Origin of the sequence: Fodinibius sediminis, from assembly GCF_900182555.1 — a bacterium.
GTDB lineage: Bacteria > Bacteroidota > Rhodothermia > Balneolales > Balneolaceae > Fodinibius > Fodinibius sediminis.
Map to the genome: position 1 here is coordinate 157,768 of NZ_FXTH01000006.1, position 23,020 is coordinate 180,787.

20 protein-coding genes and 1 pseudogene are annotated in these 23,020 nt (G+C 46.7%); 14 read left to right on the top strand and 7 right to left on the bottom strand.

What is annotated here, in order from left to right:
* Positions 1-29: 29 nt before the first annotated feature.
* The 5 genes from FN808_RS08515 to FN808_RS08535 all read left to right on the top strand — a co-directional run bounded on the left by FN808_RS08515 (position 30) and on the right by FN808_RS08535 (position 8,702).
* A complete protein-coding gene (locus FN808_RS08515) occupies positions 30-500 on the top strand; it encodes a hypothetical protein (protein WP_142714144.1) in 471 nt (156 codons plus the stop codon).
* Positions 501-751: 251 nt separating this feature from the next.
* The gene (locus tag FN808_RS08520; protein WP_142714145.1) at positions 752-2,536 is read left to right on the top strand and encodes a serine hydrolase domain-containing protein; all 1,785 of its coding nucleotides are present in this window, start codon (positions 752-754) and stop codon (positions 2,534-2,536) included.
* A gap of 297 nt (positions 2,537-2,833) precedes the next feature.
* On the top strand, positions 2,834-4,567 hold the full coding sequence (locus FN808_RS08525; protein ID WP_246068314.1) for an SLC13 family permease: 1,734 nt from the start codon (positions 2,834-2,836) through the stop codon (positions 4,565-4,567).
* Positions 4,568-5,103: 536 nt separating this feature from the next.
* Positions 5,104-5,940, top strand: coding sequence for a universal stress protein (locus tag FN808_RS08530; RefSeq protein ID WP_142714147.1), 837 nt, complete (start codon positions 5,104-5,106; stop codon positions 5,938-5,940).
* A 41-nt stretch (positions 5,941-5,981) separates the two neighbouring features.
* Positions 5,982-8,702 carry a cation-translocating P-type ATPase gene (locus FN808_RS08535; protein WP_142714148.1) on the top strand — a complete coding sequence of 907 codons (2,721 nt, stop codon included), beginning with the start codon at positions 5,982-5,984 and terminating at the stop codon, positions 8,700-8,702.
* Between the two features lie 404 nt (positions 8,703-9,106).
* On the opposite strand, the gene FN808_RS08540 is transcribed toward FN808_RS08535, so the two are convergent.
* The 3 genes from FN808_RS08540 to FN808_RS08550 all read right to left on the bottom strand — a co-directional run bounded on the left by FN808_RS08540 (position 9,107) and on the right by FN808_RS08550 (position 11,328).
* Positions 9,107-9,664 (bottom strand): carboxymuconolactone decarboxylase family protein, encoded by a 558-nt coding sequence (locus tag FN808_RS08540; RefSeq protein ID WP_221929982.1) that lies wholly within the window; start codon positions 9,662-9,664, stop codon positions 9,107-9,109.
* Positions 9,665-9,716: 52 nt separating this feature from the next.
* Positions 9,717-10,157, bottom strand: coding sequence for a DUF2938 domain-containing protein (locus FN808_RS08545; RefSeq protein ID WP_142714149.1), 441 nt, complete (start codon positions 10,155-10,157; stop codon positions 9,717-9,719).
* Between the two features lie 337 nt (positions 10,158-10,494).
* Positions 10,495-11,328 carry a helix-turn-helix domain-containing protein gene (locus tag FN808_RS08550; protein WP_142714150.1) on the bottom strand — a complete coding sequence of 278 codons (834 nt, stop codon included), beginning with the start codon at positions 11,326-11,328 and terminating at the stop codon, positions 10,495-10,497.
* A 202-nt stretch (positions 11,329-11,530) separates the two neighbouring features.
* Here FN808_RS08550 and FN808_RS08555 point away from each other — a divergent pair, with 202 nt between their 5' ends.
* Positions 11,531-12,901 (top strand): FAD-containing oxidoreductase, encoded by a 1,371-nt coding sequence (locus FN808_RS08555; protein WP_142714151.1) that lies wholly within the window; start codon positions 11,531-11,533, stop codon positions 12,899-12,901.
* 34 nt (positions 12,902-12,935) lie between these two features.
* On the top strand, positions 12,936-13,145 hold the full coding sequence (locus FN808_RS19345) for a GDCCVxC domain-containing (seleno)protein (RefSeq protein ID WP_142714152.1): 210 nt from the start codon (positions 12,936-12,938) through the stop codon (positions 13,143-13,145).
* A 24-nt stretch (positions 13,146-13,169) separates the two neighbouring features.
* Here the strand turns inward: FN808_RS19345 and FN808_RS08565 are convergent, their stop codons facing one another.
* Positions 13,170-13,871, bottom strand: coding sequence for an alpha/beta hydrolase family protein (locus FN808_RS08565; protein WP_221929988.1), 702 nt, complete (start codon positions 13,869-13,871; stop codon positions 13,170-13,172).
* A 179-nt stretch (positions 13,872-14,050) separates the two neighbouring features.
* Positions 14,051-14,929: pseudogene (locus tag FN808_RS19225) on the bottom strand (DUF3179 domain-containing protein).
* Between the two features lie 173 nt (positions 14,930-15,102).
* On the opposite strand from FN808_RS19225, the gene FN808_RS08580 reads away from it, so the two are divergent.
* On the top strand, positions 15,103-15,756 hold the full coding sequence (locus FN808_RS08580) for an RNA polymerase sigma factor (RefSeq protein WP_142714155.1): 654 nt from the start codon (positions 15,103-15,105) through the stop codon (positions 15,754-15,756).
* Positions 15,757-15,805: 49 nt separating this feature from the next.
* The gene (locus FN808_RS08585) at positions 15,806-16,048 is read left to right on the top strand and encodes an anti-sigma factor (protein ID WP_142714156.1); all 243 of its coding nucleotides are present in this window, start codon (positions 15,806-15,808) and stop codon (positions 16,046-16,048) included.
* A gap of 50 nt (positions 16,049-16,098) precedes the next feature.
* Here the strand turns inward: FN808_RS08585 and FN808_RS08590 are convergent, their stop codons facing one another.
* Both FN808_RS08590 and FN808_RS08595 read right to left on the bottom strand, forming a co-directional pair.
* Positions 16,099-17,574, bottom strand: a complete 1,476-nt coding sequence (locus FN808_RS08590) for a dihydrolipoyl dehydrogenase family protein (protein WP_142714157.1) — start codon at positions 17,572-17,574, stop codon at positions 16,099-16,101.
* The gene (locus FN808_RS08595) at positions 17,571-17,900 is read right to left on the bottom strand and encodes a hypothetical protein (protein WP_142714158.1); all 330 of its coding nucleotides are present in this window, start codon (positions 17,898-17,900) and stop codon (positions 17,571-17,573) included. Before FN808_RS08595 ends, FN808_RS08590 begins: the two co-directional genes overlap by 4 nt.
* 481 nt (positions 17,901-18,381) lie before the next feature.
* On the opposite strand from FN808_RS08595, the gene FN808_RS08600 reads away from it, so the two are divergent.
* The 5 genes from FN808_RS08600 (at position 18,382) to FN808_RS08620 (ending at position 23,019) form a co-directional block, all read left to right on the top strand.
* The gene (locus FN808_RS08600; protein WP_142714159.1) at positions 18,382-18,942 is read left to right on the top strand and encodes a peroxidase-related enzyme; all 561 of its coding nucleotides are present in this window, start codon (positions 18,382-18,384) and stop codon (positions 18,940-18,942) included.
* A 218-nt stretch (positions 18,943-19,160) separates the two neighbouring features.
* Complete coding sequence (locus tag FN808_RS08605; protein ID WP_142714160.1) at positions 19,161-19,622, top strand: DUF302 domain-containing protein; 462 nt, start codon at positions 19,161-19,163, stop codon at positions 19,620-19,622.
* Between the two features lie 36 nt (positions 19,623-19,658).
* Positions 19,659-20,414, top strand: coding sequence for a flavodoxin family protein (locus FN808_RS08610; protein WP_142714161.1), 756 nt, complete (start codon positions 19,659-19,661; stop codon positions 20,412-20,414).
* A gap of 46 nt (positions 20,415-20,460) precedes the next feature.
* Positions 20,461-21,405: an L-histidine N(alpha)-methyltransferase gene (gene egtD / locus FN808_RS08615; RefSeq protein WP_246068315.1), complete on the top strand. Its 945-nt coding sequence runs from the start codon at positions 20,461-20,463 to the stop codon at positions 21,403-21,405.
* 57 nt (positions 21,406-21,462) lie between these two features.
* Positions 21,463-23,019: a rhodanese-like domain-containing protein gene (locus FN808_RS08620; RefSeq protein ID WP_142714162.1), complete on the top strand. Its 1,557-nt coding sequence runs from the start codon at positions 21,463-21,465 to the stop codon at positions 23,017-23,019.
* Position 23,020: the final 1 nt, after the last annotated feature.

Sequence of the window (23,020 nt, forward strand, 5' to 3'; positions counted from 1 at the left end):
TACAATTTTTGGTTATTATCTATACCAACATGGAATTTCCCAAAAAACATATCAATCGGTTTTTTAGTGTCGGCCTGTTGTTAATCGGGGCGGTCTTCTTTTTGGTGAGTCCAACTGCTCATTACGAGCATGCGGTATTTGCTTCTGGCCTGTCGTCGAATACAGAAGCAGAGGTCGTCAGCAACATCTCCGAAGATGACCTTGATCTACCGGTTGAGGAACAAAAAGGCGATAAAAGTAACTTAGCTGAACTGTTATTCAGTGAAGGGGAGGATAAGAAAGAGGCTGAAACCGGCACGAAAAAACCTGTTTTTATTAACCAAGCCCAAACCTATTCTCTTCTGCCTGCAAAAGGACGTTCCGTGGACGCGACCTTTTACAGCAAGCGTCATAAATTAATACAGGGAAAGAACCTGACGTTGTTTAACCACCTGCCTTTATTTACCCATCATTTAAAATTCATCCCTCTTTTAAGCGGTATTGCCATAAATGCCCCTTAGAATGGCTTTTATATACCATTTCCCCGCTTTCAATAAAAGCAACCCCATTTTGATCCAATAGCCGGCAATCCAATGGCCACTGCCGGATGATCTATGCCTGCAAAAGATTACTTGGAACTTGTACTGTATCGGATGCAACCGATGGGATGATTTTCAATATGTGCCGGGATCGGATAATTACCCGGCATAGGATCAATAAGCCGCGGTTGTTTTAGAGATAAATTTAGTTTTACAAACTTTTTAAGACAATCATGATGAAACGAATACGTGCCGTAATTTTATTATCGCTATTCCTCTTTGCCAATTCTTGCAGCCCGGATAATAAAAGCGATCCAGCCCCTTCAGCTGAGGAAAATTCGACCTTTGTCAAAGAAAAGTCAGTTAAAGAATCCGAAATTGGTGTAACTATTGATCGTTACCTTTCGGCTATCGAAGCGATGGGGTTTTCCGGTGCGGCTGTCGTCAGCAAAGGTGACGGCATCGTATTGAGGAAAGGCTATGGTCTTGCAGACCGGGAAAGCCGGCGCCCATACGCGCCAACCACCGTACAGTCGCACGGTTCCATTACCAAGCAGATGACGGGGGCGGCCATCCTGCTGCTTGAAAGTCGCGGATTGCTGTCGGTCGATGATTCCATTGGAGAATATCTTGAGGACATTCCGGAGGAGAAGCAGGAGATTACGATTCATCAGCTTCTTACCCACACTTCCGGCTTGCCGGGAGGGGTAGGACCCGATGATGAACCTATCGCAGCTCCGGCCTATGTTGATCGCCTGATGGGAGCGTCCCTACAGTTTGATCCCGGTACGGGTTATGCTTACTCCAATGCCGGATATGCCCTACTGGGAATTATCGTGGAGTGCGTATCCGGCCGGGGGTATGAGCACTTCCTGCGTGAAGAACTGCTGCTGCCCGCGGGTCTGACTGAAACCGGTTACGTACTTCCCGATTGGGATCGCAGCCGGCTGGCGGCGGGGTACCAATATGGCGAAAAGTGGGGACTGGTCTATGAGCGCGGCTGGCTCGAAGAGGGACCTGGCTGGCACCTGCGTGCCAACGGGGGACTGCACACCACGATAGACGACATGTATCGATGGTTTCAAAACACCTTAAGAGGAGAAGGTGTGTTAAGCGAAGAAATCGTCAAACGCTGGACTACGGGCTACATCACCGAGAGCAACGGAGTATCCCAGTACGGTTATGGCTGGGTGGTTTATGATACCGAATGGGGTCCGATGATTGCCCACAGCGGCAGCAACAGGATTTTTTCAGCGGATTTTGTGTGGCTTCCCGAGAAAGAGTTGTTTTTTTACATACAGGGCAATACCTCCATGATGGCCGCCTCCGAACAGCGCAGCTCTGTACTTGGCGCGGCTTTTAACGATGATTTCCTCATGCCTCCGTTGATTGAGTCCAAAGATGCCGCCAAACCCCGGGTCGCTCAGGAAAGAGAAGGAGCCTACCATCTGGATGGAGGCAGGCTGGAACTTACCGCCGATGACACGCGGCTTGTTGCCAAGCTCTGGGGACAGCCGGCTCTTAATCTGTTGATGAATCCTGCGGAGGAACAGAAAAAACAATTTGCAGAACTTAACCGGCGCACCAGGGATGCCATGAATAAGCTTAAGGACGGCCAGGAAGATGCCCTTGATGGCTTGATGCGCGAAGGGGAAGACCCTGTTGCACCCACCAGTGTTTTGCTGAACCGTATCAACCAAATTGGCAATCTCGATTCGCTCCATGTGATAGGTACTTATGCAAATACTCCCGGTTCTCGGTTTTCAGAATATGGTCCCTGGACCACCTTTGTTTATGCAGAATTTGCACATTGGAATCAATACTGGAATATCGTCTGGAAGAAGGACGGCACTTATAAAGGCGTGTATAGCGGACCGTGGCCAACAGTCATCCTGGTTCCTACGGCAGAGAATGAGTATACCGGTATTCGACAGGGACCACCTTGGGACACCATCGAAATGCACTTTGAAAGTGAATGTCTGGTGGTCGATAAATCGCAAGCCTGTAGTGAATCATAGAATGGTTTTAATCCGAGGTCTTTCCCTTATCATCCATCAGCTTCTGTTAGTATTTTCGGTAGCACTTTCTCACAATTCGCATGTTAATGATGTTCCTGGCCGGGCTCTTGAGCGCTTTTGATATCGTCAAGCTGCAATGAATAGACCTTACAGGACTGTATTTCGTATGTACTGAAAGAGTAAATAATACTTCAGAATTAGAAGTATTAGGTATATTATTAAATAGGTTTCAATATAAATGATCCCAATAAGGCCGGTCGGTAGATGATAGCAGAATGGATTGTAATTGTTATAATTGTGTGTTGCTTTTTGGTACTGGTTACGACTACCGTATCTGCTGACATCGTCTTCCTGTGTGGGCTGGCTGCTTTAATCGTATTAAATGTTGTTCCTCCGGAAGAGGCACTCCTGGGTTTTGCCAACCAGGGCATGTTAACCGTTGCCGCCTTATATGTGGTAGCGGCAGGCCTCAAGGAAACCGGGGCTATTCAAGTTGTCGTTAACAAAATCATCGGGACCTCGAGAACGGTTCAACGAGCCCAGGTGCGTTTGATGACCCCCGTCATCCTTGTAAGCTCCTTTATCAACAACACCCCTGTTGTCGCCTCTTTTATACCGGCCGTACAGGATTGGTCGCGCAAGAAAAAAATCCCTGCTTCCAAGCTTTTAATTCCATTGAGCTATGCAAGCATACTCGGGGGTACATGTACCTTGGTTGGAACCAGCACCAACCTGGTTGTAAATGGGCTGTTAATTGATGAAGCATCCACGGAGGGGATCGGTTTTTTTGAAATAGCCTATATTGGAGTGCCCTGTGCCATCATTGGCTTCATATATATCATATTAGCAAGCGGTAAGCTGTTGCCCGACAGAGGACTGGGCTTGAGTTTATTCAAGGATCCACGGGAATACACCATCGGAATGGTTGTGGAGAAGGGGAGCCCGTTGTCGGGAAAATCACTGGAGGAAGCAGGCATTTATGGCCTGCCCGGTCTTTATATCATAGATATATACCGCGGTGGTGAGGTTATCGCGGTTAATAACCCCCGGCAGTTGCTGAAAGAAAATGATCGAATAGTTTTTGCAGGTATCCTGGACTCAGTGGTTGATCTGCAACATATCAAGGGACTAAAGCCGGCAACAGACCAGGTATTCAAATTAGATGCGCTACCCAGTGATCGCATCCTGGTAGAAGCCGTAATATCCCCCACCCATCCCTTAAACAATAGGACCATCAAAGAGGGGCGGTTTAGAGATCTGTACGATGGCGTGGTTCTGGCAATTGCCCGAAATGGGGAGCGCATCCGGGAAAGCGTTGGGGATATCAGATTGAAAACGGGGGATACGCTGTTGCTGGAGACTCTGCCTTCCTTTCTGGAGCGATATAAAAACTCCAGTGATTACTCCCTCATCAGCAATATTTCATATTTCAGTCCCCGTGCTACCGAAAAAGCCAAGATTGCATGGGTAATCCTTGGTGGAATGGTAGTGCTTGCAACCAGTGGTATACTGAGCATGTTCCAGGCATCCGTGCTCGCTGCGGCGGCCATGATCCTGACCCGCTGTTGCCGACCACAGGTGGCAAAAGAAAACATGGACGGGGCGGTATTGATTGTGATTGCTGCCTCAATAGGCATTGGAAATTCGCTGCAGGTAACGGGAGCGGCCGAGATGATGGCCCGGCAGATCCTGAATATTGACACCAACAGTCCGTATTTCTTCCTCGCTGCTACCTATCTGGCAACAACGCTGCTCACGGAGGTCATCAATAATAATACGGCAGCTGTTTTGATTTTCCCGATTGCGATATCTATCGCAGCTTCCCTTCAACTAAATTACGAACCTTTTGTCATAGTTATCATGATGGCCGGTTCCGCCAGTTTTGCTACCCCCATAGGATACCAGACCAACCTGATGGTGTACGGACCAGGAGGTTACAAATTTACGGATTTTGCTAAAATAGGACTGCCCCTGAACATAATTATTGGGATCATTACGGTGTTGCTTGCCCCCCTTATCTGGCCTTTTTGAGAACGGATTGGAAAAATTAATGGTTGAATATCCCTCCTTATCCGAACTTCTTATAAGGACCTGGATGCTATAAGAGTGTGATGAATTTTTCCTGTTGTAAGCTTCTGAAGAATAGGTGGGATTGATCGGCTGTACGGGGGAGCGCGTTCCTTTCTCACAAATGCAGGACAGGCCAAATGCGGCCGCTAATGATAGTTGGTGTCCACATTCCATTTTGCGATATCCTCTTGGCCGGCCATCTATAAATTTCATGGAGTGGCAGGTCGTAAGCATGATCCTGGGATAACCGGCTGTAGTAATGATGGGTGATCGTAGCATTGGCCAGCCTTGGTTGCCGACAGGATGCGAATATTTTTCTGTCATACAGATCAGCACATTGCATGCAGTTTTCTTGTTGGCTCAGGTAATCACTTGCTGCTGTCGCTCTGCGTTCCTTTGGCAACAAATTATATAAAAAATAAGGTATAGCATTACAACGAATAGATGAGGAAAAAATTAATTTGGTTACATTCAATATTCATGTAGGAGAGTTAGTTATGGCGCTCAAATTAAAAAACATACTTTTTCCAACAGATTTTTCAATTAATGCTCAAAGAGCACTACCATTTGCTGCAAAAATAGCCTCACTTACCGGGTCTACCTTAATTTTATTCCATGCTATCCAGGTTGATCTGGATTTTGCACCAAATTTCAGACAGGACCAGAAGAAGGTCACCAACAAAGCTAGTCAACGATTTGATACACTTATAGCTGACCTCAAAAGGGATGACCAATACAAGGATATTGAGATCTCAAGAGTGTTGGAGTCAGAACAACCCACTGCCGGGATATTAGAAATATCCAGTGAATACAAAGCTGATCTGATTGTAATGGGAACGAAAGGTGCCACCGGAGATCGAAATATAATTTTTGGGAGTGTTGCATCAAGTACAATAAATTCATCGGAGGTTCCGGTACTTGCCGTACCTCCGGACGGAGGCCTTGATGACCTAAAGCACATCACTTTTACTACCGACTACCATGAAGGAGACCTCAATGCTTTGAAGCAGACATTCGACTTGGCAGAGCTGTTTAAATCAAGGGTTGAGGTTATATATGTCGCAAAACAGCGAAGCCTGTTAACGGAAATAAAATTCAGGGGATTCAGGGACCTTGTTAAAGACCGGAGCGACTATAAAAATATCTCTTTTGAGCTCAAGTATGATTCCGATTTCTTTGCAGTCATGGCCGATTACTTTAAAGATAACCCACATTCCCTGCTCGTGATGGTCAGACACAAAAAAGCTTTTTGGGAGAAGCTGGTTGAAAGGAACCGAACTAAAGAAATGGCCTTTTACACCAAAGTACCACTGCTTGTTTTGATTGGAGATTGAAGCTTAGATAAAATGAGATAAACAAAGAGAGCCTACAGCTTATGACCGATCCAATAGAAACCCCGATTAATGTTAATATCTCCGAGCAGCCCTGGTATACTCTTACCTCGGAAAAAGCATGTGAGATAGCCAATACTGCTTCTGAAACCGGTTTGACTGAAGAGGATGTTGAGAAGCGCCTAAGCTTTTTTGGCCCCAATGAAATTGCCGTGGAAGCCGGCTTGACCCGCTGGCAGATCCTCATTCACCAGTTTAAAGATCCGCTGATTTATATTCTTCTTGCAGCGGCTTTTGTGACCTTTGTGCTGCAGGACTATGTCGATTCAGGCGTGATCCTGGCGGTGGTTCTGCTAAATGCAGTGATCGGCTATATCCAGGAAAACAAAGCTCAAAGTGCTATTCGTGCACTTTCCCGATTGTCGGATCCCAAAGCGCAGGTAATTCGCAACGGCCGTGAGATCGAGATACCGAGCCGTGACCTGGTACCCGGCGATATTGTACTGCTCAGCTCGGGCGGACGGGTGGCGGCAGACATGCGCATTATTATGTCAAAGGGGCTGGAGGTAGATGAGTCGGCACTCACCGGAGAATCCGAGGTGATCAACAAACACGTAGATCCCCTGCGAACGCCCAATCTCGTTCCGGCCGACCAGAAAAACATGGCTTTTGCCGGCACTATTGTCACGCAAGGGCGGGCAAAAGCGGTTGCAGTGCGTACTGGCGACTCAACAGAACTGGGGAAAATAGCCTCTACCGTCAAGGAGATTGGCATCACAAAAACCCCGTTGCAGGAGAAGGTCGACAAGCTGGGCAAGCATATCGGCAATCTTATTCTGGGTTTTGCATTGCTGATCGCTGTGATCGGGATCCTGTACAACATGGATCCCACGGAGATCTTTATAACGGTTGTTGCAATGGCAGTATCGGCCATTCCAGAGGGACTGCCGGTCATACTTACCGTAACACTGGCCATAGGTGTGCGCAGGATGGCCAACCGGCAGGCCATCATCCGCTCTCTGCCGGCTGTTGAAACGTTGGGCAGTACCACGGTCATTGGTTCAGACAAAACAGGTACGCTGACCAAAAACCAAATGACTGTCCGCCAGATTTGGGCTGATGATAACCTATTCGAGACGACTGAAGCGGGCTACCAACTCGAAGGAACGATTAGCGAAGGTGGTAATGTGATAACCCCTCCCGCCGAAAGCGGGCTTTTCCAAACTCTCCTGGCGGGAACACTTGCCAATGAGGCTAATGTAACCGCTGTTGAGATGGGTGAACCGCAAGGCGATCCCACTGAAATCGCGCTGCATGTGTCGGCCTACAAAGGGGGCATTCGCCTGTCTGATATCCGGTTGCAGAAAGAGCAGTTGGATTTTCTCCCTTTTGAGCCTGAACGAAAATTTATGGCCACCTTGAACAAAAACGAAAATGGCCAGACCATTTTTATGAAGGGTGCTCCGGAATCAGTTCTGGACCGGTGCAAGTACCAGCTGAAGGATGGTGAACTGGTACCCGTTGATCCAGAAAAAGTGAAGACTGTTTCCAAACAGATGGCAGCCCAGGGGCTGCGGGTGCTGGCGATGGCCTACCGCAGTACGGAATCTGAATACCTCGATGACAGGTCAGTTTTGGAAGAAGAGTTTGTGCTTACAGGTCTTCAAGGGATGGAAGACCCCGTACGACCTGAAGTCATAGAAGCGGTGCAAAGCGCGCAGGAGTCCGGGATCCGGGTAATCATGATAACAGGAGATCATATTGACACGGCTGTAGCAATCGGGCGGCAGCTTGGCCTGGATCCTGAGGAGCACGGAGCATTGGAAGGGAAAGTACTTGAAAGGCTCTCAGATGAAGAGCTCGATCTTCAGCTGATGAAGATCAATATCTTTGCCCGTGTCTCTCCCAAACACAAGTACCGTATTGTTGATCGGCTGAAAGAGTCGGGGCATGTGGTGGCCGTGACCGGGGATGGAGTAAATGATGCGCCTGCGTTGCGGGCTGCTCATCTCGGGGTGGCGATGGGAAAAAGCGGAACCGACGTTGCCCGGGAAGCATCCGACATGGTCCTGTCTGACGACAATTTTGCCACCATAACGGCTGCTATCGAAGAGGGTAGAATTGTTTTTTCAAACATTCGAAAGGTGACCTTTTTCCTGCTTTCCACAGCGGTTGGTGAGCTCATCGTAATATTGATCGCGGTTCTGATGAATTGGCCGCTCCCGTTTATTGCTGTTCAGATCCTTTGGATTAATCTGGTAACCAATGGATTGCAGGATATAGCCCTGGCCTTTGAACCCGGGGAACCGGGCATACTGAAACGCAAACCGCGCCCCCCTAAAGAGGGCATACTGACCGGCCGTTTGATGGAGCGCCTCGGCGGGGTAGGTCTTGTTCTTGCTGCCGGGACACTTGGAATATTTTGGTGGATATACCAGCAAACAGGTGACCTGGATATGGCCCGAACCGCAGCGATGACCCAGATGGTCGTATTCCAGTTTTTCCATGTTCTTAACTGCCGTTCGCTGGACAGGAGTATCTTCCGTATCAATTTTTTCTCAAACAAGTTTTTGTTTGTCAGCCTGGTCGCTGCCCTGACTGCTCATCTGGCTGTACTTCATGTTGGATTTTTGCAAACCATATTCCGCACTATGCCGCTCACCATCGATCAGTGGATGTTGATAGTTGGTATAGGTTTCTTGGTCATTTTAGGCGGTGAACTCGACAAATTCGTCAATCGTTGGCGTAAGAATCACATTGGATAAGGGCACCCAAGAAATCTGTAGTAAGTCATGTTTTCAGCCCTCAGATACTTTAAAAAAGTATTGGGAGGAAAAATTTTTGTTTCTGGCGGGGTACAATGGATCGGCTGTAAATCTTGGAGATCAGCTGGTTATCCAAATAGCCCAAATCCATTCAACATCTAATCAGTATATTACCAAGAACTATCTAAATTCCTATTCCGTTACCAGTCTTCTGGATTTGAGCCGTATGCCTCACTCTTGTCATCTATTGGGGATCTTTTATCATTAGGATTCCCATAGTCCTTTTTAAAAATGTATCATGGACGGTTTTTGGGTGTTCTATTTGTTATTGATATACCAGTAGTTACAAATAGAAAAGGGTTAACTTAGAGAGTTAACCCTTTTCAGATGATCCTTATATATAGTCAAGCCGTTTGAAAATTCAGCTTCTCTGCTTCAAAAGCCTCATCAAGCGGCGTATCCGCCAAATGGTTGGTATAATTGCTGATTGTTTTTAGTGCAATGATCAGATTGATCTCCAGTATATTTTGCTTGCTGTACCCGGCATCGATAAATGCCTGAAGAGCTGTTTCATCGACAAAACCTCTGCTTTGAACAGCTTCTGTGACATATGTAACCAGGGCATTGAGCTTATCATCGGGGACAGGATCACCGCTGCGCACGGCATTTACGATCCCTTCATCAACATTAAGCTGATTCTTCAAAATGGTGGAGTGAATGGCCGAGCAGTAAGGGCATCTGTTTTCAATACTTACGGCCAGGATAGCCAACTGCTGTTCCACAGGCGAAAAGCCTGTTTTGCCGACAATCTCATTCAGGGTTAGATAGCCCTCCAAGACGGCCGGCGCTTCGGCAAATTCGCCCAGCAGGTTGGGGACGAAGCCGAAGTTTTCTTTGGCTATTTTGAGCAGCGGTTGTGCGTTTTCAGGTGCATTATCAACGGTGTAAATTGGAAAATTCATGATAGTATTGGTTTTTTTAGTCAATTGATTATTGGTGCTGGGTGTCGATTCTTTATGCCGTAGCTTCTGCCTGTTTGGGCGGATTGGTGAATTCCTGACTCATCCAGAAAATCAGCGGCAAAGCAAAAGCAAAGTGGCGAAGCAGCGTTACGACCGGGGCCATGGGTGACTGATTTATCCCGGCAACGCCCGCGCCAAGCAGGGGCAGCATAAACAGCCAGACCAGTGCGATGGTCTCCGCCGTTATAAAGATAAGCGGTCGCAGCCAGTGGGGGCCCCACAGGTGAGGCGCCATTGCGGTGTATAGTATGGCCAATACGATTCCATTGGCGTAATGACCAAAGATTCCATAGACAAAACCCAGTCCCGTTTTTTGTCCCAGCAAGCCCGGAATATCCCACCATTGACCCGTAAAGATGAAGCCAACAATATCAAACAAGACTGTTCCAATAATGCCGGCGATAATCGCTTTCTTCCAGTTTAGTTCTTTCATAGTGTGTGTTGGTTTGTTCCAATTTTGATTCTGCTCCAATATGATTGATCCAAACCAGAAGGCGAATAACAGCTATTCCCGTATCCTTACCAATTTTTCCTTTATTGAAACTATTTGGCGACTGTTTAAAAATGGTGTACTGATAAATACCTCTTGAAATATTAAGAAGTAGAAGGATCAATCCTCCTGACCTTCTTCTCCAGAGAGGAATTTCTTAAGAAGTGCATGTCACTCTATAGCAATGTAAAGGGTTTTATAATCTCTCTTGGAGTAGAGGCGTTCATAGAGATTGATTCACGCATGACCTGAGGTACTTAATGAAATATATTTTCCCCGTTTATATCTCAGCACGATTACGATACTGTAAAGGAGATATCCCAGTCTCTTTCTTGAAGAAACGACTGAAATGAGCAGCTTCCTCGAAGCCCAGTTCAAAGGCTATCTCTTTTGCGAACTTATCTGTTTTTTTCAGTTGACGCTTGGCTTCAAGCGTAATCCGGTAGTGAATCATTTCCAGAGGCGTCTTGTGTCCGGCGTCGGCAAACACATTCGACAAGGTTTTCGGCGCTTTGTACAGCATTTCGGCGTAATCCCTCACTTGATGATATTCCCGGAAATGTTTCTCTACCAGAATATTGAACTGCCGGATCAGCTCGGTCTGTTTGTTACCCACTGATTCGGGAAAGAGCTGCTTGCGGGCCAGGCGTGTTCCCTTGATAATTAAACGTTTTAGCAACATGCGAAGCATTTCTCCCTGGATTCGATCTTTCGTTTCTATTTCATCAACAAGTATCTGGCATAACGACTCGAACTTCGGTTTTTGCTCCTCATCAAGCTGTATCACCGGTAACTCTGAGGATCCCCAGAAGAGCAGGCCTTCGCAGGAGACTTCATGGTCGTTCTCGTGGATGCAATAAAATTCCCGATTGAACATCAATAAAAAATAATCTCCGGATAAGCTGGACAAGTCCGGATTTTGAATGGGCGTAAGGCAGATCATCTGATCTTGCTCCATCGGAAGCTCTTCCCCGTCAATATTGAGATGCATCATCTCCCCGCGATTCCAGAGGATTTTGAAGAAGTCCTGTTCTTTAAAACGATGAAGGTCAGCCTCCCGGTCAGCCAATATAATCCGGCTGTCGAGTTCGGTATCTCGGTAGGTTTTTATCATCTGCTACATAGGTCTCATTGATTTTAATTAGATTAACAGATAGCAGTACTCTCAATATTTTTACGATAATTAATACAACTTTTCTTATGAGTAATGAGATATACCTTTATGATAACCTGAAATAATAAATGTAAGAATGTTTGCATAAGCCCCGTCTACGATTATGTAATCCAACGTAATAAAACCGACCATTATAGCAGCCATGGAACAGTTTGACACCATTATTATCGGAACCGGACAAGCAGGCCCATCTCTTGCGGCCCGATGTGCCGAAGAGGGACTAAAAACCGCAGTTATTGAGCGTGATCAATTCGGGGGGACCTGTGTAAACACCGGATGTACGCCTACCAAAGCGTTGGTAGCCAGTGCGCGTGCTGCTTACATGGCCCATCGAATGAGTGATTTTGGAATCGATATAGACGGTTCAATTTCCATAGATATGGAGAAAGTGAAAGCCCGAAAAGATGCGATCGTCAAAGAATCGACGGAAGGAGTCGAGCGTTGGCTTAAGGACACGGAAAATATTAGGGTTTATGAAGGACATGCGCGTTTTGAAGACGAGAATGTTCTTTCTGTTGGCCGAAACAAACTTACGGCCGATAAAATTTTTATCAACGTCGGGGGACGCGCATTCATCCCATCGGGATTTGATGAGGTTAATTACCTCACCAACTCCAGCATTCTTGATTTGGATAAAGTACCGGATCATCTGATCATTGTTGGGGGCGGGTACATTGGCCTGGAATTTGGACAGATGTATCGCCGGTTTGGCAGCAAAATAACGATTATTGAACAGGGCAGGCGCCTGCTTCCCAGAGAGGATGAGGATATTTCAAATGCCATTCAGGAGATATTGGAAAACGAAGGCATAAATTTTCGGTTTGGTGCTGAATGCATAGGCGGATCCAATGAAGACGGGCAGATCGTCGTGGATGTAAATTGTAAAAGTGGTCCTCCCCAGGTAACGGGATCGCACCTGCTGCTGGCGACCGGGCGCCGTCCCAATACCGATGATCTGGGACTTGAGCACACAACGGTCCAAACAGATGATCGCGGTTTTATACAGGTAGATAATCAGCTGCGTACTACTGGAACAGATATCTGGGCACTGGGCGATTGCAATGGCGAAGGAGCGTTTACGCATACGGCCTATAATGATTTTGAAATTGTAGCCGCCAACCTTTTTGATGATAAAGAACGCCGCCTGTCTGACCGCATTATGTGTTATGGGTTGTACATCGACCCCGCTTTGGGCCGCGTGGGCATGACCGAGGCCCGGGCCAAAGAATCTGACAGAAAAGTACTAATAGGCAAGCGACCAATGGATCGCATAGCAAGAGCTAAGGAGAAAGGAGAAACCAGGGGCTTTATGAAAATACTCGTCGATGCCGATACCGAGAACATACTTGGCGCCGCTATCCTGGGCATCGAAGGGGACGAAATCATACACTCTATTATCGATATCATGTATGCCGGTGAATCCTATACCACGATTCGGGATGCGGTCCATATTCACCCGACCGTTTCGGAACTTATCCCCACGATGCTGGAGAATCTGGAGCCTTTGAATTAAAAGATTCGTTTCATTTCAGTCAGTATGATTAATCATGAATGAAGTTTCACCTACTTCTAAAATAACCGGTCCCAATTGTGCGAAAGAGACCAAAGAAATCATGCCGGAGGATTCGTGCCAGTATTTTTGGGAATGTCCCCATTGCGGTGAGGGGCTAAAGGCTAAACAGGGAGACTGCTGTGTGTTCTGTTCCTATGGCAATAATCCATGTCCACCCGTACAGAATAATGGAGGTTGTTGCTAACCCCCTGAAGCCTGTGACCGTATTCTATAAATACCGGTCGCCCCAGGCTGCTGTCACCGAACCCACATATTTTGCATCCTCTTCATTATGTAACAGGTGGCCGGCATCATCGAGCGAAATGAAGCTTTTGGGATGCTTCGCCAGCTTATAGATATGTGCTGCATTATCTATACCCACGGTTTGGTCGACGGGAGAGTGGAAAATGAGTAATGGCTTATCAAGGGTTGAAATAACCTTGTTCATCGCCTGTTCCTTCAAATCATCCAAAAACTGTTTTTTGATGGTAAATACTCTTCCAGCCAGCTTAACCCGGGCTTTTCCCTTTTTCTCAATCTCATCCATCTTATCCATAAGATGATGCGTAACATGTTCAGGATTGCACGGGGCACCAATGGTTGCCACGGCTTCAGCCGATGAAATATGGTGGGCCGCCTGAAGGACCGCCGCTCCTCCCAGCGAGTGGCCGATCAACATTCGGGGGGCGGACCATTCCTGTTCCATATACGCTGCTGCCTTTTGCAGGTCATCGATATTGGATGAAAAATTGGTGTCAGCAAAGTCTCCGTCACTTTCTCCCAGGCCGGTAAAATAAAAACGAAAAACGCCCATCCCGTGCTCTGTTAATGTTTGGCTGATATGCCCGACAGCCCGCAGGTTTTTACTGCAGGTAAAGCAGTGAGCAAATAATACCGTCCCTTTGACAACCCCTTGATCTGGTTCATCAATTCGGGCTGATAATTGGACGCCCTAACTTCCGGGAAATTTAATCTTCCTGCTTCCCATAAATGCTATTTGTGGTATTAATTGTGGTATAAATTTCAGTATCCGGCCAAAAGACCAGCCAGGCAAACGCAAAATAATCCCCAAAAGTAACAGTTTCCAACCGTTGTCCCTTGTAAGGCCTTCTACAGCGTGGCCCGTAATGGTCCATACCGAGTTTGTTTATCTATGATGTATCCCTCCTTAACGAAAAAAGATAATTTTTGGTCTTCGAGAGTGTGTTTGAAAACGCCCGTTGAACCCGACTCTCTGGATTCCCCTATTCGGGCAGCATCCACCGCCGATGTTGCCCCATCAGTATGAATAATTAGCAGCGGGCTGTTACCAATATCATCGTTAATCACTTGTTTCTCATGGGTAATGGAATAGGGATAAGCCTTTCGCTGGTCATTTAAGGTTACACCAATTACTTTTTCCATGGACGGCAGCCGGCCATCATCATTTCCGGCACCGAACAGCGGGGTATTGTTACTACCATCATATCCGGTGTACGGATTATTCCCGTAGTTTCGATTATAACCGGTATTCCGTGAAAGGACCTTGCCATCCGGGTAATTTTCCCGGAATTGTGAAAATGAGATAATCTGACTCGCCACCTGTTTCAATGTAGTCCCTGCGTATTTACCGACAATGGCTTTGCCGGTAAACTGTTGCTACCAGGTCTCCGTTTTGCGATCATACATTACCAAGTCAGAATGGTGCAGAAAACCCGAAACCCCAAATTCAAGAACTTCCCCATCTACCGTTCGTTCAAAAACCAGTGCCGAATAGCAAAGCGGGCAAAACGTTATTAAAAGCGGATCTCCATTGATACGGTCATTTACGATTTCGTGCCATATCATAATCTGAAGTGGATAGGCCCGAACGGTCCCCTTGTATTCAACGGCTAAAATCGGTTCTTTACTGGCAATCCAGGACCGGGCGTCATCCATAGATATAAATTCAGGATCATCAACAGAAGGAATACCATCTTTAGGTGCCCCCCTTTTTAAGTTCAGTGAGATTAATCAGCAATTTTTCTGTACTGCTCTTCCAGCCCGGCAAATTTTGAGACTGTCCATAAGTTGGCAAACTAATTCCAAACAAGAAGATTATTACATAACTTAAATTCCAAAGCTTGCATACAGACATGACTATTATTATCTACCGTTGCGATAGCAAAAAAACTTGAAATAACATGATTAACTGGTTTAAGAGACGTCGCAAGAAGAAAACATCTTACGACACTAATGAAGAATGGGTCGAGGCGCTCAAGCCACCAGTGGATGAACGTGCCGTAGAGTTGTTGCGGGAACAGCTGGTCAGAGGACTAAAACCAGCCCTGCACAAATATGTTGATCATGAACTCGATCAGTTTGTGGAAGATGTTGCCCAGGATGCCCTTTTGAAAGTGCTGGATAACATTGATTCTTTCCGTGGTGACAGCAAACTTCTTACCTGGGCCATGAAAATTGCCGTTCGGGAAGGACTAACGGAACTCCGACTGAAACGCTATGATAATATCTCCATTGAAGATTTGAAATCCAGAGACAGTGACACTGAGATACGCTCAATGAATGTCGCGGATAGCCAGCCTTCTCCCGACCGATCAGCGCACGAAGCACAGCTGATGGAGAAAATGATGACCATTATGGAGGAAGAGCTAACCAAAAAGCAAAAAATGGTCATTCAGGCCGTTGTAATAAATGGCCTGCCCCCGACAGTCGTGGCAAAGCAAATGGGAACCAACCGGAATGCGCTTTATAAAGTGATATATGATGCACGGCTAAAACTTAAAACCCGATTTGAATTGGATGGCATTGATCCTGATGAAATGCTTAATAATATGTAAGAAATATCATGCTGGTCACATCTATAGTTAGAAAAGACAATATTTGGTTATGAAATTAACGCCTGATTTTTTGAAAAAAATGATCCGCATGGTCAAGATGACCAAAACGGAGGAAATTGGCTGTGATGAATGCTATGATAAGCTCCATGAGTTTGCTGAAATGAAACTGGTTGGCAAATCACCGGAAGAGGCCATGCCGTTGGTTAGTGATCATCTTGAACGCTGCGGCAGCTGCAGGGAAGAATATGAGGCTTTGCTGGAAGCGATGAAAGGTTTGGAAAAGACAGCCTGAGCAGTGGAGTTCAATTACTGAGAATGACAAGAGGAAAACATTGGAACATATTATAGAATACGGTCCTTATTACTCAGGTCTGGAATGCTGCCGCGGTAACCGAACAGCCATTTAATGAGCTTGATTTGCCACTCCGACTGATTTTTCACATACCATTGATCCGCCGCACGACGCACTCCCAAACCATAGCTGGGGTAGGGATGGATAGTATCAGCTATATTTCGGAGTGTGACCCCGTTACGCATGGCCAGGGCATATTCACTGATCAGGTCTCCCGCCTGTCTGCCATAGATGGCAGCCCCTAATATTTTACCGGTCCATTTTTTGGCAAATATCTTTATCAGTCCGTCAGTAGCCTCATCGGTCCGTGCCCGGTCTATTTTTTCATAGGGAAACCTGTAGACCTCATATGTTGCTCCCTTGTCTTTAAGCTGCTTTTCAGTTGCTCCTACGTGCGCCAGCTCGGGATCGGTGTAAGTACTCCACGTCAGGTGTTTGGTATCGATTTTCAGGGGCATTTTCAGCAAGGCATTGGTTGTAGCAATTTTTGCCATGTGTTCCGACATATGCGACAACTGGTACCGGCCCGTGACGTCACCTGCGGCATAAATATGGTTATGATTCGTACGGCAGCGGTCGTTAACCGTAATCCCTTTTTGGGTGTATTCGATCCCGGCCTTGTCCAGGGCAAGGCTGTTGTGATTAGCTACTCTGCCGGCAGCAACCAACAGGGCATCCCCCGTCCACACTTGTTCCTCACGTCCGACCTCCGCTGTTAGCTGAACTTCTCCGCTGTCCGATTTGGATACCCTGGTGATAGAAGCGGAAAGTCTGAATGCGATCCCCTCTTTCACCAGGCGACTGTGCAGCATTCCGGCCAGTTCTTCATCATCATTAATGAGGATGCGGGGCTGCATATCAAACACCGTAACATGGGTACCCAGCCGTTGAAATGCCTGTGCCATTTCCATGCCGACCGGTCCCGCCCCGATGATGCCCAGCCTGCGGGGCTGCTCTTCAAGCTCAAAAATCGTTTCATTAGTGAGATATGGCATATCCTCAAGTCCCGGGACGGGCGGAGCCACGGCCTTGCTGCCGGTTGCAATGATGATGTAGCGTGAGGATACCTGTTGATGCTTTTCACCGCTATCAATAGAAATGGTATGGGGATCCACAAAACGCGCTTTGCCGAATGTAACATCAACGCCCATGTTACGGAATATATGCGGATCATCAGCTTCACGGTAAACTTCTTCGCGTTTGGCGCGAACATGGTTCAAAATGGAAGAAAAATCCATCTGCTTTGCGGTCTTGTGACCAAATGTTTCCGCTTCTTTTACTTTTTGGGCGAGGCCCGCGGCATGAAGAAGTGTTTTACTGGGTACGCAGCCGGTCCAGGTACAATCGCCGCCCAGTTTGTTTGCCTCAATTAGCAGCGTTTTGGCCCCAAAATTCACGCCCATACCTGCAGACGTAAGTCCAGCTGCACCGCCGCCAATTACAAGTAAATCATAGTCGTATTTCATCTATCCTTAAATTTTTTCCCGGTTTGAACCTTTCGGAATGTTGAATATAACCCGTACCCCAATAATCCGACAATAAGAAGGTAAACCCAAATGGGCACACCTTCACCAGCGATGATCAAGTAAATATAAGCTGATGACATACAAAGCCCGGTTGACAAAACGGGCAGTAGGAGGGATTTTCTGCGTTTTTTGTTACGCATAATCCATGCCACAGATGCCAGGAAAAATGGTATAGCGCCCACATATATTCCCGCAAAGACATATGGATTGACGCTGTAGCCGGCCGACAGGCTCATCAGCCACTTGTGTATTATTTCTAATTCCATTGAATATTTTACCTTGGCAACATTGTTGCCGTTATGTATTGGATATCTCTGATGAACCGTGAATAAGATTTCTTACTTGCCGTACTTATATCCAAAATAAAAGCCGTTTTGCAAAAGCTGCCATCTCTGACGGACAGAAAAAAATAATTTGTCAAAGTAAGACGACGGCAGGCAATCACATCACTCATAGTGAAATGGAGGTATTGTCACAAACTAAATGAACACAGAAAGAAACAATAATGAATATTTTACATATATATAGATCAGGAAATGATGCGGCGTTATCAAACGTTTCTTTATTTATCGCACTTGACTTGATGACCGCATCCCAACGTCAGCCCATAAATATAGAGAGTATGGGGGGATGAAGACCTGATTTATCTTATGCTGATTATCTGGAATGAGATCAAGAAAATCGGAATCACCTGGGGAGGAAATCGCGTGGGTTTATCAACACAGACCATTAAGAAGATTAAGCGGCATGGCATTTATCGACATTATTGAACCTGAAGATGCAACGGGTGAGCTCAGGGAAATATACGATAAGCTTGAAAAACAGCGGGGAAAACTGGCGCAGGTTCACAAAATCCAGAGCCTGAACCCGCCGACGATAACGGCGCACATGGACCTCTACATGTCGGTTATGTTTAGCCAATCTCCCCTGGACAGAGCGCAGCGGGAGATGATGGCAGTGGTCGTTTCAGCTGCCAATAAGTGCGACTATTGCCAGCAGCATCACGGAGAAGCCCTCAACCACTACTGGAGGGATCGGGGCCGCATCAAGCAGCTTCAAGATGATTACCGCAAACTGGACCTCGACAATGTGAATGCCCGCCTTTGTCAATTGGCACAGGTCCTTACCAGGCACCCTGGTGGGGTGGATAAAGACAGGCACCTGCAACCCCTTAAAAATACCGGCCTCTCCGACCGGGCTATCCTCGATGCCGTTCTGGTTATCAGCTACTTTAACTTTGTGAATCGCATGGTCCTGGGATTGGGAGTTGAAACCAATGAAGAGGAGATGCAGGGATATAAATATTAATATCACAATGGATCTAACAATAAACATTGTCCACTCCCAACCTCTCTTCTCCAAAGATTATCCCGAGAATTCGGGGGGGACGGTCTTGAATATATTATCCTATTGGTATAAAAAGTGCCTCCTTGGAGAGCAGAAGAGCAGGATTGATTTGAGCAAAAAATAATTCATGGATTCGGATACATTTTTTACTGTAGCCTCAATCAACTCATAAAGATGATATGTATAAAGCAATTATAACAGCGATTGTAGTTATTCTGGGAGCAGCGGTAACTCCTGTCATGGCCCAGGATGGGATGGTTAAGTTGAAAAGCAATTATTCTGTCGAAAAGACTATCGACCGACTTGAGAATGTGCTAACGGGAAACGGGCTTACCATCTTCAGGAAAGTCGATCATCAGGAGGGGGCAGCCTCGGCAGGTATGGAGCTGCCGCCAACAAGCGTACTCATTTTTGGAAACCCCAAACTGGGCACACCATTAATGCAATGTGTACCCACGGTCGCCATTGATCTGCCTCAAAAAATCCTGATCTGGAGAGATCAGGACGGGCAGGTCCATGTGGGGTATAATTCACCGGATTACCTGAAAAAGCGACACGCTATAGAAGGATGTGACCAGGAGCTTCAAAAGATAGCTAGGGCTCTCAAAAAAAATGTCCAAACTGCGGCGGGAATCAACTGATAATATTTAGTTACGCCCATAAAACACCGAATTATTATGGCTCTTTCAGAAAAACAAAGTCGGCTTTGCGAAGAGAACGAAACGGATTTTTCAAATTTAAGTGCTCTCTTCCTGAACTGTACGCTCAAACCAAATCCCAACGAGTCACATACCGAGACGCTGATCGAGGTATCGCAATCCATTTTTGAAAAGAATCAGGTCTCTACCGAAGTTATCCGTCCCGTGGACTGCAACATCGCTCCGGGCGTATATCCCGACATGACCGAACACGGCTTCGAGGAAGATGACTGGCCGGAGATCCAGCAAAAGGTCATGGATGCCAATATTTTAATTATTGGCTCTCCGATCTGGCTGGGTGAAAAATCTTCGGTCGCCACCAAGGTTATTGAGCGGCTGTATGGTTATTCCGGGAATCTCAATGAGAAGGGGCAATACGCCTATTACGGACGCGTCGGTGGATGCCTGATTACCGGCAACGAAGACGGCATCAAACACTGTTCGATGAGCATCCTCTACGGCCTGCAGCATCTGGGTTATGTTATTCCTCCCCAGGCTGATGCCGGATGGATCGGCGAAGCCGGTCCCGGCCCCAGTTACGGGGACGAAGGCGAAGACGGACCGGTTGGATTTGATAATGAATTCACCCAGCGCAATACCACCTTTATGACCTGGAACCTGATGCATATGGCCCGGATGCTCGATCAGTCCGGCGGGATACCAGCTCACGGGAACCAGCGGTCGGAGTGGGAGGCAGGCTGCCGGTTTGACCATCCCAACCCCGAGCATCGGTAGCATCTGGCAGTTAGAAAGTCAATAATCATTAGAAGGCAGGTTTTGTATGGATGATCACGTTACTTTGAGTTTTCCCAAAATGTTGGATGAGATTATTGAGGGATTAGAAAAGGATCAAAAAGAGTTGCCGAGCAAATACTTTTACGACCAACGGGGATCCCAGCTGTTTGAAGAAATCACCGAGCTCGAGGAGTATTATCCCACGCGGACTGAAATGCGTATTATGCAGGACAATATGCCTTATATTATACGAACCGTCGGCAGTGATATCATATTGGCGGAGCTGGGAAGCGGCAGCAGTAAGAAAACCCGTCTGCTGCTGGACCATTTTCCGAGCATCACTTCCTATATCCCGATAGAGATATCTGAGCAATATTTGGCAAAAGTCGTTCAGAAACTAAATCAGGAATACCCGGATTTACAAATAGAACCGCTCTGTACTGATTATTCTATGCCCTTTCAGCTTCCTGCCATCGCACAACCCTATAGCAAAATTGTTTTCTTTTACCCGGGTTCTACTATTGGCAATTTTCAGCCATCTCAGGCCAAAGCATTTTTAAACAACCTTTCCACACAGCTGGACCCCGGAGATGGTATGCTTGTCGGGGTTGACCTGAAAAAGAATATCAGTGTATTGGAAACGGCTTATAATGACAGGCAGGGAGTGACGGCATCATTCAACAAAAATATACTCCGGCACATCAACCGTAAACTGGATGCCAATTTTAATCTAAACAATTTTCGCCACGAGGCCTTCTACAATAGAGATGAAGGGCGCATAGAAATGCATTTGGTTTCCAGAACGGATCAGACCGTAACCATTGAAAAGGAGGTGTTCCATTTTAAACAGGGCGAATCCATTCACACCGAAAATTCCTATAAATACAGTCTGGCAGATTTTGAAACCCTGGTGAGCGAATGGTTTTCTGTAGAAAAAGTATGGACCGACTCCGACCACTACTTTTCGCTTCAATATCTGCAGAAAATATAATTCATATCGATTTAACAGCAGATGCCATCCACATAATCAATTATCTGGTAACTACTCATGAAAACCTTATCTACGAAAGAACTTATTTCTAAGCTTGAAGAATCTAATGCTCTCCTGATCGATGTTCGCCCCATTGCAGCTTACAATGGATGGACGCTTCAAAACGAGCAGCGTGGCGGGCATATCCCCGGTGCAAAAAGTATCCCCCTGCCGTGGACCCAGTATATGGACTGGATCGAGGTGCTGGAAGAGAAAAATATCAGCAGAGAACAGCCGGTTGTTGTATATGGATACGACAATGATGATGGTTGGCAGATGGACCAAAAATTAGATGAGCTTGGTTTTCAACAGGTTATGATATATAATGATTTTATGGAGGAATGGACCGCCAATGCGGATCTGCCGTTGGATCAATTACCCCGCTACAGGCACCTGGTGTATCCGGAGTGGATAAAGCAGTTAATTGACGGTCAGCAACCACCTCATTACAATAATAATGACTACGTTGTGTGTCACTCCCATTACGATCATATCGAAGATTATCACAGGGGACATATTCCGGGAGCTATTCCCTTAGACACCAACAGCCTGGAATCGACCGAAACCTGGAACCGCCGTACTCCTGAGGAACTTCGGGCAACCCTGGAAAATCTGGGTATTCGCCACGATACGACGGTCGTGATTTATGGGCGTTTTTCCGCTCCCGTGTATGATGAAGAAAAGTTTCCCGGCAAAAGCGCCGGACATCTTGGCGCCCTGCGGTGTGCAGCTATTATGCTGTATGCGGGCGTGGAGGATATCAGGATACTAAACGGCGGTATCACAAGCTGGGAGGCAGAAGGATACGAGCTTTCAACGGAACAGCATGAGCCCACTCCTGTTGATGGTTTTGGCACAGCTGTTCCCGCCCGTCCCGAGTATATGATTGATACGCCGGAAGCCAAACAACTGCTGAAGTCAAATGAAGGAGAGCTGGTCAGTATTAGAAGCTGGGAGGAGTTTATCGGCAACCGCAGCGGTTATCATTATATTGAAAAGAAGGGACGAATTCCTGGTGCGACTTTTGGCAACTGCGGAAGCGACGCCTATCACATGGAAAATTATCGCAACTTTGACCATACCATGCGGGAATACCGGGAAATAGCATCGGCCTGGAAAGAAGGCGGTATAACGCCCGACAAACATGTCGCTTTTTATTGCGGGACCGGCTGGCGCGGAAGCGAAGCCTTTATAAACGCCTGGTTAATGGAATGGCCTAAGATCTCGGTCTACGACGGGGGTTGGTTTGAATGGTGCAACGACCCGGAAAATCCTATCGAGAGTGGAAGGCCTGATCATTTGGCAATAAAAGGGGGGGTAAATAAAAAAAGGATAAAGGAGCACTCCTTTATCCCTTCCAGTTTAGAACTACGTTGTTCAGGCCCCAACAGCTTCGGTCGATTTTTTAATAGCATTACCTTTAAAGGCATAGAGCAGCGACACGGCTATAATAAGTACCTGAAACTCCATTCCTCGTCCACCGTTGTTGCCCATATTTATAGAATTCCAGCCAAATTGGGCATGCACCATCGCGATGGCACCGACCATAATCACCGTGAAAATAAGGCCGGATAGT

What these genes read in the sequence shown, in the direction of transcription:
- FN808_RS08600 (WP_142714159.1), top strand. Translation starts at nt 18,382, where the DNA reads ATGGCATTTATCGACATTATTGAACCTGAAGATGCAACGGGTGAGCTC.
- FN808_RS08595 (WP_142714158.1), bottom strand. Translation starts at nt 17,900, where the DNA reads ATGGAATTAGAAATAATACACAAGTGGCTGATGAGCCTGTCGGCCGGC.
- FN808_RS08550 (WP_142714150.1), bottom strand. Translation starts at nt 11,328, where the DNA reads ATGATAAAAACCTACCGAGATACCGAACTCGACAGCCGGATTATATTG.
- FN808_RS19345 (WP_142714152.1), top strand. Translation starts at nt 12,936, where the DNA reads ATGAATGAAGTTTCACCTACTTCTAAAATAACCGGTCCCAATTGTGCG.
- FN808_RS08590 (WP_142714157.1), bottom strand. Translation starts at nt 17,574, where the DNA reads ATGAAATACGACTATGATTTACTTGTAATTGGCGGCGGTGCAGCTGGA.
- FN808_RS08515 (WP_142714144.1), top strand. Translation starts at nt 30, where the DNA reads ATGGAATTTCCCAAAAAACATATCAATCGGTTTTTTAGTGTCGGCCTG.
- FN808_RS08545 (WP_142714149.1), bottom strand. Translation starts at nt 10,157, where the DNA reads ATGAAAGAACTAAACTGGAAGAAAGCGATTATCGCCGGCATTATTGGA.
- FN808_RS08585 (WP_142714156.1), top strand. Translation starts at nt 15,806, where the DNA reads ATGAAATTAACGCCTGATTTTTTGAAAAAAATGATCCGCATGGTCAAG.
- FN808_RS08540 (WP_221929982.1), bottom strand. Translation starts at nt 9,664, where the DNA reads ATGAATTTTCCAATTTACACCGTTGATAATGCACCTGAAAACGCACAA.
- FN808_RS08520 (WP_142714145.1), top strand. Translation starts at nt 752, where the DNA reads ATGATGAAACGAATACGTGCCGTAATTTTATTATCGCTATTCCTCTTT.
- FN808_RS08535 (WP_142714148.1), top strand. Translation starts at nt 5,982, where the DNA reads ATGACCGATCCAATAGAAACCCCGATTAATGTTAATATCTCCGAGCAG.
- FN808_RS08620 (WP_142714162.1), top strand. Translation starts at nt 21,463, where the DNA reads ATGAAAACCTTATCTACGAAAGAACTTATTTCTAAGCTTGAAGAATCT.
- FN808_RS08605 (WP_142714160.1), top strand. Translation starts at nt 19,161, where the DNA reads ATGTATAAAGCAATTATAACAGCGATTGTAGTTATTCTGGGAGCAGCG.
- FN808_RS08555 (WP_142714151.1), top strand. Translation starts at nt 11,531, where the DNA reads ATGGAACAGTTTGACACCATTATTATCGGAACCGGACAAGCAGGCCCA.
- FN808_RS08610 (WP_142714161.1), top strand. Translation starts at nt 19,659, where the DNA reads ATGGCTCTTTCAGAAAAACAAAGTCGGCTTTGCGAAGAGAACGAAACG.
- FN808_RS08530 (WP_142714147.1), top strand. Translation starts at nt 5,104, where the DNA reads ATGGCGCTCAAATTAAAAAACATACTTTTTCCAACAGATTTTTCAATT.
- FN808_RS08580 (WP_142714155.1), top strand. Translation starts at nt 15,103, where the DNA reads ATGATTAACTGGTTTAAGAGACGTCGCAAGAAGAAAACATCTTACGAC.
- egtD (WP_246068315.1), top strand. Translation starts at nt 20,461, where the DNA reads ATGGATGATCACGTTACTTTGAGTTTTCCCAAAATGTTGGATGAGATT.